The organism is Parabacteroides sp. Y3-G-102 (assembly GCF_023656845.1).
GTDB classification, from domain to species: domain Bacteria; phylum Bacteroidota; class Bacteroidia; order Bacteroidales; family Tannerellaceae; genus Parabacteroides; species Parabacteroides distasonis.
On record NZ_JAMOKU010000023.1, the window covers coordinates 17,815 to 31,296 of the forward strand.

The 13,482-nt window shown below is 47.0% G+C and carries 8 protein-coding genes; 6 read left to right on the forward strand and 2 right to left on the reverse strand.

From position 1 onward, the window contains the following. Positions 1-470: 470 nt before the first annotated feature. Entirely contained in the window at positions 471-1,619 is a 1,149-nt protein-coding gene (locus NBH16_RS12790) for an aldose epimerase family protein (RefSeq protein WP_196006101.1), read from the reverse strand. Between the two features lie 393 nt (positions 1,620-2,012). Here NBH16_RS12790 and NBH16_RS12795 point away from each other — a divergent pair, with 393 nt between their 5' ends. The 6 genes from NBH16_RS12795 (at position 2,013) to meaB (ending at position 11,966) form a co-directional block, all read left to right on the forward strand. Next, positions 2,013-2,807, forward strand: coding sequence for a thymidylate synthase (locus NBH16_RS12795; RefSeq protein ID WP_005858887.1), 795 nt, complete (start codon positions 2,013-2,015; stop codon positions 2,805-2,807). Between the two features lie 75 nt (positions 2,808-2,882). Further along, positions 2,883-3,380, forward strand: coding sequence for a dihydrofolate reductase (locus NBH16_RS12800; RefSeq protein ID WP_057326591.1), 498 nt, complete (start codon positions 2,883-2,885; stop codon positions 3,378-3,380). Positions 3,381-3,467: 87 nt separating this feature from the next. Beyond that, positions 3,468-9,149: an alpha-2-macroglobulin family protein gene (locus tag NBH16_RS12805; protein WP_250788690.1), complete on the forward strand. Its 5,682-nt coding sequence runs from the start codon at positions 3,468-3,470 to the stop codon at positions 9,147-9,149. Between the two features lie 192 nt (positions 9,150-9,341). Beyond that, positions 9,342-9,719 carry a DUF1573 domain-containing protein gene (locus NBH16_RS12810; RefSeq protein ID WP_005858893.1) on the forward strand — a complete coding sequence of 126 codons (378 nt, stop codon included), beginning with the start codon at positions 9,342-9,344 and terminating at the stop codon, positions 9,717-9,719. A gap of 27 nt (positions 9,720-9,746) precedes the next feature. Continuing rightward, a complete protein-coding gene (locus NBH16_RS12815; protein WP_196009454.1) occupies positions 9,747-10,856 on the forward strand; it encodes a DUF1573 domain-containing protein in 1,110 nt (369 codons plus the stop codon). Between the two features lie 12 nt (positions 10,857-10,868). Beyond that, complete coding sequence (gene meaB, locus NBH16_RS12820; RefSeq protein ID WP_005867941.1) at positions 10,869-11,966, forward strand: methylmalonyl Co-A mutase-associated GTPase MeaB; 1,098 nt, start codon at positions 10,869-10,871, stop codon at positions 11,964-11,966. 43 nt (positions 11,967-12,009) lie between these two features. Here the strand turns inward: meaB and NBH16_RS12825 are convergent, their stop codons facing one another. Beyond that, positions 12,010-13,482 carry a TolB family protein gene (locus NBH16_RS12825; protein ID WP_250788692.1) on the reverse strand — a complete coding sequence of 491 codons (1,473 nt, stop codon included), beginning with the start codon at positions 13,480-13,482 and terminating at the stop codon, positions 12,010-12,012.

Genomic DNA, 13,482 nt, shown 5'->3' on the forward strand with positions numbered 1-13,482 from the left:
GGAACTGTTAATCTACTATTCGAAACTGAGGCATCGCCAAACACCCATCGGACAAATAATAAACAACAGCCCACGCCTTATTACGTATACTATTAGGCAGTATATATAACAAGCGTGAGCGTTTAGTTGCCTATTATCTCTGTCCGACTTGAAACTTGGCGATATTCAGTTCCAAAGATAATATCTTAAACGCTTATCGTAATCACACTTTGATTCATAAACCCTTGAATTTCCACAAGAGTTTACTTTATCGATACAAATATAACGCTTTTTCTCATACATCATATGGATTTATTTTTCTCTTTTAAAATCTATTGGGAAAAGATAGCGTATACTCTCTAGCGATAAATTCTTCCACTATAAACAAGATGCTTCCGTGAGTAAAAAAGAGAGGCGCATATACATCCTATTTATGTATATACGCCTCACCATTATGTGGATATTTCCAAATCCGGAACTTTCTTCCTTATTTACTCTACCGAGAACTTATAAATACACTCACTCGTATATTTCTCGCCCGGACGAAGCACTACGCTCGGGAATGCCGGCTGGTTCGGGCTATCCGGGTAATGTTGAGTCTCCAGACATAGGGCGCCACGATGTGGGTAAACCACACCTAACTTGCCTTTATCACCCGCTTTCGTCATTGAGTTACCGGCATAGAATTGAAGACCCGGCTCGTTGGTGTAAACTTCCATAACGATACCGCTTGTCGGAGATACAACCTTAGCGGCTACCTTATTGATATCGCCGGCGGCGTTCAAGATCCAATTATGATCGTAACCACCACCGTAAACCAATTGCGTAAACGGATTGTCGATATCTGCGCCTACCACTACCGGTTTGCGAAGATCCATCGGCGTGCCTTCCACGGGTTCGATACCGGTCGGGATCAACGTCTCGTCCACCGGGTTATATGTATCCGCATCGATCATGATCGTATGATCCATGATTTGCGAGCCGGGAACACCGGAAAGGTTGAAATAACTATGGTTCGTCAAATTCACGACAGTAGCCTTATCGGTTGTAGCCTCGTACTTAATATCAACGGCGTTATCATCCGTCAACTTATAGATCACCTTGATATCCAGATTACCGGGGAAACCTGCCTCACCGTCTTTCGATAGATAAGTCAACTCCAAGGTTTGGTCATCGATCTGTTTCGCGTCCCAAACTACCGCGTGATATCCTTTCGGACCTCCATGCAAGCAATGCCCGTTATTATTCTGTGGAAGTTGATACTCCGTTCCGTCCAACGTAAACTTACCATTCGCGATACGGTTGCCATAACGTCCGATCAAACCACCATAGTTATTATCCGGAAAAGCTACATACTGAGCGATATTATCATACCCAAGCACAACATCCGTCATCTTACCGTTCTTATCAGGCACCATCACGGAAACCAAGCGTCCGCCCCAATTCGTTACGCAAGCCTCAGCCCCTTTCTTATTCTTCAACACATACAAAGCAGTCGGCTTACCATCTACCTCAGATACAAAATCCGACTTCATCAAACCAGAAAGAGTGGCCTCTTCCGTAGCCGCCCCCTTCTCATTCTTACCTCCGCATGACAATAACATACACATTGCCATGACCGCAAAACAAAGTTTTTTCATCTCTTACCTTTAAAATTAATAAATGTTATTCTTCGGGCAAAGATACGCATTCTATCCACATGAGGTCCAATATCCTTACGCATTTTCTCGGGAATCCTTACCGATTTCTACTCGAAGTACTACACCATTCCTCTTGACATCTTAATCATCCACCAATTGGTAGATGATCATGCAACAGCCGTTGGAAGATCATGCAACAGTTGGTAGATGATCGTCCAACAGCTGATAAATAAGCTAGACCTTCATACAAATCCCCTAATATCTCCCGAAGAAACAGCCAAGGAAACATGAAGAAACCGTTTGAATCCTCAACCGATTTCATATTTTGACCCGTTATTCTAGTATAATACGATTCACTTTTGTACATTTGCACACTATTGTAATAAGTGAGTAATGAAACAATATTTAGAGCTGCTCAATAGAGTGCTTACCGAGGGAGTTAGAAAAGAAGACCGGACGGGTACGGGAACGATCAGCGTATTCGGTCATCAGATGCGGTTCAATCTGGAAGAGGGATTCCCGCTACTCACTACCAAGAAGCTGCATCTGAAGTCTATCATCTACGAATTGTTATGGTTCCTGAATGGAGATACCAACGTAAAATATCTGCAAGATCATGGCGTACGCATCTGGAACGAGTGGGCCGACGCGGATGGTAGCCTTGGGCATATATACGGTTATCAATGGCGGTCATGGCCGGATTATAAAGGAGGATCTATCGACCAGATCACCGAGGCCGTGGAGACGATCAAGCATAACCCGGATTCACGACGAATCATTGTAAGCGCATGGAACGTGGCGGACTTAGACAACATGAACCTGCCTCCTTGCCACGCTTTCTTCCAGTTTTACGTGGCGAACGGACGGTTGAGCCTACAATTGTATCAACGTAGCGCGGATATTTTCCTTGGCGTTCCGTTCAACATTGCCTCCTATGCCTTGTTATTACAAATGATGGCACAAGCTACCGGCCTTAAAGCCGGAGATTTTGTTCATACGTTGGGAGACGCCCATATCTACAGCAACCATTTGGAGCAAGTTAAGTTACAATTGACACGTGAGCCACGTGCGTTGCCCCGTATGGAGATCAACCCAGACGTAAAGAGCATCTTCGATTTTAAGTTCGAGGATTTCAATTTGACCGGATACGACCCGCATCCCCACATCAAGGGAGAAGTGGCCGTCTGAGAATTGGCAGTTGACGATGGACAGTTGACAGTTAATTCATAAATCATAAATTACAAATCATAAATCAATAAGTCTATGAGTACAATTTCTATCATCGCAGCAATCGCAGATAAAAGCGCGATCGGAAAGAATCAGCAATTATTATGTCACATGCCTTCAGACATGAAGCGTTTCAAGGAATTAACCACGGGACATGCGGTAATCATGGGACGTAAGACATTCGAGTCTCTCCCTGTAGCGCCACTGCCCAATCGGAAGAATGTCGTATTGACGACTATGCCCGAGGCTGGTTTCGTGAATTGTTTCGCTTGCGAGTCTATGGGGGCCGCTCTGGATTTATGTGAGAAAGAGGACGAGATATTCATCATTGGCGGTGCGTTGGTCTACAGACAGGCCTTGAGAATAGCCGACAAAATGTATATTACCCGCATCCATCATGAGTTTCCCGACGCTACCTCGTTCTTTCCCGTCGTAAACTGGGACCTTTGGGAAGAGACTGAACGTGAGGAACATCCCGCAGACGAGAAGAATCCTTACCCCTACACCTACATCACTTATGTGCGTAAAAAGTAAACATTAACGTACGTTTTACAACTTTTTGCTCTTTCTTTGTATCTATATAGGAAAGGTTTATTGTTAAACTTATAAAACCCAAAAGATATGAAGATAAGAGCAATTATTTTATCTGCCCTGATACTTTGCGGCATCTCGGCGGTTATTATGTATAGCCGGGCCGCCCAGCCTCAACAAAAAAGTTCTGTTATCACGCAAGCTATAAACGATAAGAATACCCCTATGGTGATCAAGAATCTTATCCTTAAAATGAAAGAACAGATGGAGGTAAACGATGATCAGTTCCCGGAACTGATCAAGGAGGTGGAGAATTACACCAACAGTTGCGCCGACTCGGCTTCCGTGGCGGTATTACATTCCATGCTGGCGGAGATGTATCAGAACTACTTCCAACGGAACCAGTGGACCATCAACCAAAGAACCCAATTAAGCGGTTATATCCCGGAGGATATCCGGGTATGGACTTCCAACTTATTCACGGATAAGATCAAGGAAGAGATCGATTTATCATTGCGACCTACGGCTTTATTGCAAAATACGCCTGTCAGCAAGTTCAAGGATATTCTGGAGATCGGAAAGGACTCGCAAACCCTGCGTCCGACCCTCTATGAGTTCCTTGCCTTCCGGGCACTAGACATCCAACCAACCGTACAGATCTATAAAGACTTGATCGCCTTTCAAAATAAGGAGCCAAATATGAAATCGGTCCTCCTTACGGAATTGGATTACCTACGATTCCTTTACGGGGATAAAAGGGATAAAGAGTCTTTCGTGGCTTACATGAACGCATTGGATGAGCTTTACAGGAACTTAGCTTCTCAAAACTATGCAGCCGAGATCTTAATCGCTAAATTGGATTTGGTTAGTGGCAGTATGTTTCGTTACGTCTCTACCCAATGGGATTCTATCAAAGCGGAAGAGGTGAAACTATGCGAGGAGGGTATCAAGCGGTATTCCGGTTACCCTCGCACGGCTATCTTAAAGAATCGCTTGGCACAATTGGAACAACCTACTTTATCCGCATCTACAAACAATACGGTTTATCCGGGACAGCAACTGGGGATCAAGCTGGAATATAAGAATGTACAGAAAGTCATCGTACAAATCTATCGAAGCTCGAAAACACCTTTACAAGCGGCAGCCCATACATCCGCAAAAAAATCAAGTAGCAGCACCTTGGGACAACTCGTAAATGAGAAGACATTCTCTTTGCTACTGCCCAACACCTATTCGCAGCAAGATACGACCTTACATATATCTATGGATCAACCGGGATTGTATGAATGTGTCGTAACCGTACCCGGACAACAGCTAAAGACGATCAATACGGTTAGCGTAACCCGATTGGCCGCGATCTATCGTAATCTTTCCGGTAATAAACAAGAGGTCATGGTTACCGACTATCTTAGCGGGAAGCCTGTTGATGGGGCTATCGTTACCTATTACGGAGGTCAGCGTCGTAGCTTGCAAGAACTGGGTACCGTCAAGACAGACCGGGAAGGCTTGACCACGCTTCCAGCGAACAGTCAAGTATTGGCGTTCCAAGCCAGCAGACCGGGAGATACCAACGCTATGTTGACAAATATCTATCCGATGGGTTCCGGCCACAAACCGGAAAAGAACCCGATAGAAGTCTCTATCTTTACGGACCGTGGGCTTTACCGTCCGGGACAAACCATTTTCTTCAAAGGCCTCGCCTATGTAAAAGACTCGAACGACCCGCATGCCGTGGCCGGACAGCCTTTTACGGTGACCTTATACGACGCTAACGGGAAAGAGATAACCCAGAAGAAAGTCACGACCAATGAGTTCGGTTCCTTTAACGGAGAGTTCTCCCTCCCCAAACAGACCCTAAGCGGCGTCTTCCGGTTAAGTACCGGACAGATGAGCGTATATATTCATGTAGAGGAATACAAACGTCCGACTTTCCAAGCGTACTTCCTCCCAATCAAGGGCGATATCGCTTTCGGCGATTCCGTTACCATACAAGGCAAGGCGGCTACATTCTCCGGCGTGTCACTGCCCAGCGGAGATGTCACTTGGCGTATTACACGCAGGCCCTTCCTGTTGTGGAGGTATTTCCGTCCGAGCGCTCCGACACAAGTTGCGGAAGGGAGTACCACCCTTTCCAGCGATGGGACATTCAACGTATCTTTCCGTCCCCAAAAAGAGGAGGATACGAATCCATACGCTTCCGCATACCAGACCTACGAGGTATCGGCTACCGTAACCGATAGCAAGGGAGAGACCCAAGAGGCGAATTACACTTTCTCGGTAGGAGAATCCAGTATCGTCTTATTCACGAACCTACCGCCACAAATCGAGAAAGACTCAGTAAAAGCCGTAGTCGAAGCCCGGACAATCAATGGGGAGATGGTTTCCACCTCCGGTACTTTCAAGATCGTAGAACTGATCGCAAACCGATCCGATAAGAACAGCGGAGAGAGCTATAAAGAAGGCAAGCAAGTAGCTTCCGGTAGCTTTACCAGTGGCAAGGAGATCAGTCCGGCTATTTTCAACCCATTGCCCTCCGGACGTTATCGCATTTTAGTAGAAGCCAAAGATAGCCAAGGACGACCCAGTAAAAACCAGTCCGATTTCATCCTATACGGAAAGAACGACAAGCGTCCTCCCGTATTTACCCATACTTGGCTGCTGAAAGAGAAGACAACTTGTTTACCCGGGGAGGAAGCGGAGATCGTATTCGGCACCTCCGACAAGGACGCCTACGTACTCTATGAATGGTTTGCCGGAAATAACCGCATCCATCACGAGTTGATAAAGCTAAGCGACGCGAACCATCGGTTTAAGATCCCGTTCAAGCCGGAATATGGAGAGGGAATCATCGTATCCTTTACGTTCGTAAAAGAGGGTGAGCTATATATCACACAAGTACCCGTAGAACTTCAGCTACCCAACCGGCAATTAACCATCAAGCCGATAACCTTCCGGGATCGTTTACTTCCGGGAAGTAAAGAGAGCTGGAAATTCCGTATCACCGACGCAGACTCCACGGTCGTATCCGCCGAGGTACTGACCAGCATGTATGATGCCTCGCTAGATAAAATCATACCATTCAATTGGTATTTCTCCCCGCGGCGAACGATCTTGCTACAAGCTCCCCGTTTCTCAACCGGAGCCGGATTCCAGCGTAGTTATCAATATGACCAGACAGAGGCCAAGTATATAAAAGTACCTCAATATCAGTATGACCGTTTAAATTGGTTCGGTCTATTCAATGAGATTGTCATACGAGGATACGGTTCCAGCAACCGGGCTTTCGCCACGGGTGGTATCATGCTGAAATCCGCGGCAGCCCCAGTAGTGGCGGAATCCATGAACATCATGGAAGACAGCGCCGTGTTAGAAGAGCCTAGTGTGGAATCTACGGAAGGGGAACCCGTGTTCAGCCTATCCGATCCTTTCGCCAAAGAGAGCAGCCAGCCGATAAGTCCGGAGCAAATCCGGCAGAACTTCGCGGAAACCGCCTTTTTCTACCCGACCTTACAAACGAACGAGGAAGGAGACGTATTCGTAAATTTCACCCTGCCGGAAAGTAACACGACTTGGAAACTACAGATGTTGGCCAACACCAAAGACCTAAAATACGGTCTGCTTACGAAAGAGGTCATTAGCAGCAAACCCTTGATGGTTCTACCGAATCTGCCTCGTTTCGTCCGCCAAGGGGATGAGGTCAGCATCAGCACGCAAGTCATCAACAATTCCAAGGAAGCGGTATCCGGCCGTGTACGCATCGAACTATTCGATCCCGCTACAGACCAACCGATTATCTGCTTGAGCAAGTCACAACGTCCGTTTGAGTTGCAACCGGATAGCATCGCTACTGTAAGCTGGATAATCCCGGTCCCCAAACAGATCAGCCTACTGGGCGTACGTATCCTAGCCGACTCTGAAAAGGGAAGCGACGGGGAGCAGCAGATCGTACCGGTTCTTTCCAATCAATTGCTTATCACGGAAAGTACCCCGTTCTATTTGCTCAAGGAAGGAGAGAAACAAATCCGTATCTCCGGGAACTCGGAGGGAGCGACACCGTTCCGTCTCACGCTGGAGATGACCGGGAATCCGATTTGGTACGCGGTACAGGCATTACCGACGATCACACAGCCGAACAATGATAATATCTTATCTTGGTTTGCCGCTTATTACAGCAATACGTTGGCTTCCTATATCGCCCAAGCCCATCCCCGCATCCAGAAAGTGATCAACCAATGGACCGCCCAAGGAGGGAATGCCTCTACCCTCTATTCAAACTTGGAAAAGAACCAAGAGCTGAAGAACATACTCTTGGAAGAGACGCCTTGGGTACTGGCCGCCGATAACGAGACAGAGCAAAAACAACGCTTGTCTTTATTGTTCGACCTAAACCGTGCGGACGGATTACGGGAAGCGGCCTTGCAACAACTGATCCAACAACAGAACGAAGAGGGTGGATGGAGCTGGTTCAAAGGTTTCCCCGCGAGCCGTGCGATCACGCTTGCTATCCTGAAAGGTATGTCACAGCTTGTACAGCTAAACGCGATCCAATATGGGCAAGCGGAGAAAGAGATGCAAATGAAGGCCCTCAAGTTCTTGGACAAAAGTATGCAAACGGATTATGAGAACTTGCTGAAATACGATAAGAAATGGCAAAACGCATGGCCCTCGCCGGAGCAGGTAGAGTTCTTATTCGTCCGTAGCTCCTACCGGGATATCCCGGAACTGGGAGATGCCCGGGAAGCGATCCGTTTCTATACGAACCAAGCGGAGAAGCACTGGAATCAATATTCCTTAATCAGTAAGGGCGAAATCGCCTTGTTAATGCATCGAAACGGTAAAAAGGAGGTATCGACAGCGATCCTGACAGGACTAAAGAAGACCGCTACGATCTCCGAGGAGAAAGGTATGTATTGGGCAAACAACCGCAGGGGGAGTGATTATTTTACCTCACCGATCGACACGCATTGCTTATTAATGTCCGTCTTTAACGAGATCGCGCCGGATACCCAGAATACAAACCGGATGAAACAATGGCTGCTAAACCAGAAACGTACACAAAACTGGGAATCCGTACCCACCACGGTAAACGCCATTTACGCCTTGCTACTCACGGGTAGCGATTGGCTGAACACGCAAAACACCTGTGTAGCGACATGGGACGGCAAGACCTACAGTACCGCGGAAGGGGAAATCGCCATCGGTTACCTCAAAACGATACTTCCGAACGAGCCGGCAAATAGTTCCGCCAATCCCGTGCTCTCGATCCGCAAGGAAGGAAACACGCCGGCATGGGGAGCTGTTTACGAGCAATACTTCCAAGAGATCGACAAGGTAAAAGGACAAAAAGGGGTGTTGAGTGTCGAGAAGAAATTATTCGTCGAGACCAATAACGGTACCAACCGCCAAATCCGTCCCGTAACACCGGAGCAACCGCTCCGCATCGGAGACAAGGTAATCGTTCGGCTAACGATCCGGACAGACCGTGAAATGAATTACGTATTCTTGAAAGATCTACGTGCGGGCTGCTTCGAACCGGCCGATCAACTTTCCAGCCCGGAATCAAGAGACGGTATCTGGTATTACAGATCCCCGAAAGACGTATCCGAGAATTTCTTCATCAATCGTCTGCCGGAAGGTACGTTTGTCTTGGAATATCCGGTCTACGTATCCCGTAGCGGCGAATACGCCGGAGGTATCAGTACGATTCAATGTATGTACGCCCCGGAATTCGTGTCGCACACCGCCGGAGAAAGCTTGCGGATCATGCCCTAAACAAGCCTTTTCTTACAATGCCCGTTCTAACCTCCTTACAATGCCCAGTATAAGGAGGTTAGAATGGGCACCGTAAGAAGGTAAGAATGGGCATCGCAAGAAGCGTTATCTTCCTCTAATTTTCAATTTTCAATTCTCAACTTTCAATTGAAATGACTATCTTTGTAATTCGAATTAAAACTAAACGATAAGATGAAACAAATAGTTTTTATTTTCATGGCGATCCTGTTAGCGACAGGAATGGCTTCGGCTCAGAAGAAAGCAGTTATTTCCGCGGAAACAACCAGTTTCGACTTCGGTACCATCAAGGAAGCGGACGGAAAAGTATCCCATACGTTTGAAGTATCCAATACAGGCGATATGCCTCTGGTCATTACACGTGTAATCGCGTCTTGCGGATGTACGACCCCGGAATGGCCGAAAGAACCGGTAGCTCCGGGTAAGAAAGCCCAGATCAAGGTTACTTTCGATCCGGCAGGACGTCCGGGTCCTTTCACGAAGACCATTTCCGTATACAGTAACGGGAAAACCGGAAGCTTCATCATGAACATCCGGGGAGAGGTTGAATAAGAAATACGTAAAAAACCCCCAATTGGAATGCTGAATATAAAAAGGTTGATCCTTGCTCTTACAGCAATTATATCTATAACGACAGCTTGGGCACAACAAGGCGCCCAAATCTTGTCGGACGAGTTGACTTATAATTTCGGGACAATAGCCGAGGCCGATGGATTCGCCAGTCATACTTTCACGATAAAGAATACGGGAGACGCCCCTTTGGTCATCACCCGTGTTACCGCGTCATGCGGTTGTACACGGCCGGAATGGACCAAGTCGCCGATCGCTCCCGGTAAGACCGGTGAAGTTAAGATAACGTATAATCCGAAAGGACGCCCCGGCCCGTTTTATAAAACCGTATCGATATTCAGCAATGGAAAGAAAGGGAGTTACAGCCTAGCCATTAAAGGAAATGTCACCCCGAAACCTTCGCAGCCGGTCTTTACGTATCCTTATTCTATCGGTGATCTGAAGCTGCATACGAAGACTGTTCTATTCAGCAGTATCCGTCCGGAGGAAACGTTGGGCGAGAAGATCAACATTAAGAACGAGGGAAAGACCTCGGCTACGATTCATCTGGGTAAAGTACCTCACTATCTCAACGTACAGGTGAACCCGGCTACCCTTCAACCGGACGAGGTCGGTGCCATTACGATCCTTATGGATGCCAAGGTCTTGAAGCGAAAAGGACGAGTCTCTACGCTTTTGCCGGTCATGGTACAGAACGCCGGAAAGAAGGAAGTATCCGGAGAGATCCAGATCTCCGCCAACGTGATCGATAATTTCAGCAAACTATCCGCTGCGGATAAAGCCCAAGCCCCGATAGCGGAATTATCCGGCACTTTACTGGAATTCGGCAAGCTACCGAACAAGAAAAGCATCGTTCCGTTGATCGGAGGTAAGGTATCGGGTACATTTGAGATTACGAATGCCGGAAAGACTCCGCTCACGATCTACAGCGTCACTTGTGATGATGAGCGTGTCGATTTGTCCGGCGGCAAGAAAGAACTTAAACCGGGAGCGACCGCTACTTTCAAAGTAACCTTGCGACCGAAAGAGATAAAGACAAAACTTGAAGCACTTATTAATGTCGTATGCAACGACCCGAACGGGCCTATTCGCTTGATCAAGGTCACCGCATATAAATAATGAATTATTAATATGGAACATCCAGAAAACGATGATCAGTACAAGGGATTGAAAGTGAATAAGGGCATTGCGGATGTCCCTACCGTAAATCCTTATATAAAAAAGCGTGCCCAACGCAAGGTATATACGCCTTCCGAATTCGTGGAAGGTATCTTAAAAGGGAATATCACGATACTCAGTCAAGCGGTTACCTTGGTGGAAAGCTCTAAGCATGAGCACCAGCAGGTGGCGCAGGAGATTATCGAGAAATGTTTGCCTTTCGCCGGAAAATCGGTCCGTATCGGTATTACGGGTGTTCCCGGAGCGGGAAAGAGTACCTCTATCGACTCTTTCGGCATGCACTTGATCAACCAAGGGCGTAAGCTTGCCGTACTAGCGATCGACCCGAGTAGCGAACGCTCGAAAGGTAGTATCCTAGGAGATAAGACTCGTATGGAGGCCTTGTCGAGAGAGAAAAACGCCTTTATCCGTCCTTCACCATCCGCAGGCTCCTTAGGGGGGGTCGCCCGTAAGACCCGTGAGACGATCGTATTATGCGAGGCCGCCGGTTTCGACACCGTATTCGTAGAGACCGTGGGTGTTGGACAAAGCGAGACGGCCGTACATTCTATGGTGGACTTCTTTCTATTGATCCAACTTGCCGGTACCGGCGATGAATTGCAGGGTATCAAGCGAGGTATCATGGAAATGGCGGACGGTATTATTATCAATAAAGCGGATGGAGACAATATCGATAAGGCGAATCTCGCCGCCGCTCAGTTCCGGAACGCTTTGCATCTTTTCCCACCTTCGGAATCAGGTTGGTTCCCGAAAGTATTGACTTATTCCGGTTATTACAACATAGGTATCAAGGAAATATGGGATATGGTCGGAGAGTATATGGAGTTCACCAAAAAGAATGGCTACTTCAACTATAAACGTAACGAGCAAGCTAAATACTGGATGTACGAAAGCATCAACGACACGCTGCGAGATAAGTTCTACCATAACCCGGCGGTAGAAGGCATGCTGGAACAAACAGAGAAGCAAGTCTTGAACAACGAGATCAGCTCGTTCGTGGCAGCCAAACGAATGATTGATTTATTCTTGGATCATATCGCTACGAAATAAAAGAATAAGAATGTCGCACGATCGGATCATGCGACACTCTTTTTCACTTGAACCTTACATCAATTCCTTTATCTTCTTTCGCTTTCACGGCCAACGTGCGTCCTTGTCTCTTTACCTCTCCTGTGATGAATTCAGGTATATTGTAGGATTTCATAAAGCGAAAATAAAAATCCGTATCCTTCTGGGGTAACAGGAAAGGTTTGCAAGCCTGTCCTTTCTCATCGATATAAGCGATAAACGGTCTTGTATACAAACCATCCATCCGCCGGCTGCTAAACACGATCCAACGGCTATCGCTACTCCATGAATGATAGCTTTCCACATCGTCGCTATTCGCCGCCTCCAATGGATAACTTCGCAGAGTCGATAAATCAATCATGTACAAATCGGCATCCTTATGCCAAATAGAGAAATTCCCATAACCGGACAAGGTATAGAGCAAATACTTTCCATCCGGGGAAACCCGGGGAAAAGAAACGCTTTTATCGATCTCCGATGCCTTATACAAAGTATCGACTACCGTCCCGAAACGGCGTGTAGCGGGATCGAACGAGACTGAGCATAGATCGTATCTCACTTGATCGTATTCCTTGGGCATCGTACGGACTTTAGCCGAACAGAAATAGAGCGTATTTCCATCCGGGGAAAATGTAGGGAAAGTCTCGAACGCTCCCTCTGAAGACAACAGCGGAGAAGTCACGATCTCATGCTTTTGCGTATCATAGACGACCACATCCGAAGCCGAGTCGAATACCTCCACCCGATTCCTATCGTTCATATGAAACGCTTGCTTGGTTTTATTCACAGAGAAAGCGACATATTTTCCGGAAGGATGCCAAGAAGGATAGACCAGTGGAGAAAGGGTCTGATCGGTCTTCGTATTCAGCTTCTCCACCCTATCTCCATCGATCAATAAGGTACAAGAGTAGGTCTCACGCATATGGAAAAGCATTTTCTCCGGATTCTGCATACAGAAAGAATGGCAGTTCATACAGTTATTGCCGCTCATCTTATTTTCGATGATCGCGTTCTCCGTATAATTTTCCAAGTTACGTTGATAGATACCCATACGGTTCCACAACTCATAGCCCGGTTCGATTAAACGATAAGCCAACCAACCATCGACCGGCTCCTTCGCCACCTTGATGATGAAGGGGGCATACGCGATCCATTCATCATTCACGAAGGCTTGTACGATTACATTCAGATGATTCCCGGAAGCGGTGCGCAACAGCCTTTTCCAACCGGAGGCCGGGATCACGAAACAAGCGTCTTTCCCGGTCTTGATCTCTAATTTCTCCGGGCCACATTCGAGAATGGCACGGGCCTCAGCGCAAGCGTCTTTCAGCTTAAAATTCAAGGGAGCTATATTCGGCGGGATTGTCACATCCGCATAATCCGGAAAGATCTCCGGCTTGACTTCCAGATTCTTCTGTATACGTACCGGACCGGAACAAGCCATCAAGCCCAGAATCATCCACAGACATATACATCTTATTATATACATTTTTCTCAT

Bases quoted from the DNA above. Each gene is read 5' to 3' on its own strand.
- NBH16_RS12790 (WP_196006101.1), bottom strand. From the start codon at position 1,619: ATGAAAAAACTTTGTTTTGCGGTCATGGCAATGTGTATGTTATTGTCA.
- NBH16_RS12795 (WP_005858887.1), top strand. From the start codon at position 2,013: ATGAAACAATATTTAGAGCTGCTCAATAGAGTGCTTACCGAGGGAGTT.
- NBH16_RS12800 (WP_057326591.1), top strand. From the start codon at position 2,883: ATGAGTACAATTTCTATCATCGCAGCAATCGCAGATAAAAGCGCGATC.
- NBH16_RS12805 (WP_250788690.1), top strand. From the start codon at position 3,468: ATGAAGATAAGAGCAATTATTTTATCTGCCCTGATACTTTGCGGCATC.
- NBH16_RS12810 (WP_005858893.1), top strand. From the start codon at position 9,342: ATGAAACAAATAGTTTTTATTTTCATGGCGATCCTGTTAGCGACAGGA.
- NBH16_RS12815 (WP_196009454.1), top strand. From the start codon at position 9,747: ATGCTGAATATAAAAAGGTTGATCCTTGCTCTTACAGCAATTATATCT.
- meaB (WP_005867941.1), top strand. From the start codon at position 10,869: ATGGAACATCCAGAAAACGATGATCAGTACAAGGGATTGAAAGTGAAT.
- NBH16_RS12825 (WP_250788692.1), bottom strand. From the start codon at position 13,482: ATGAGAAAAATGTATATAATAAGATGTATATGTCTGTGGATGATTCTG.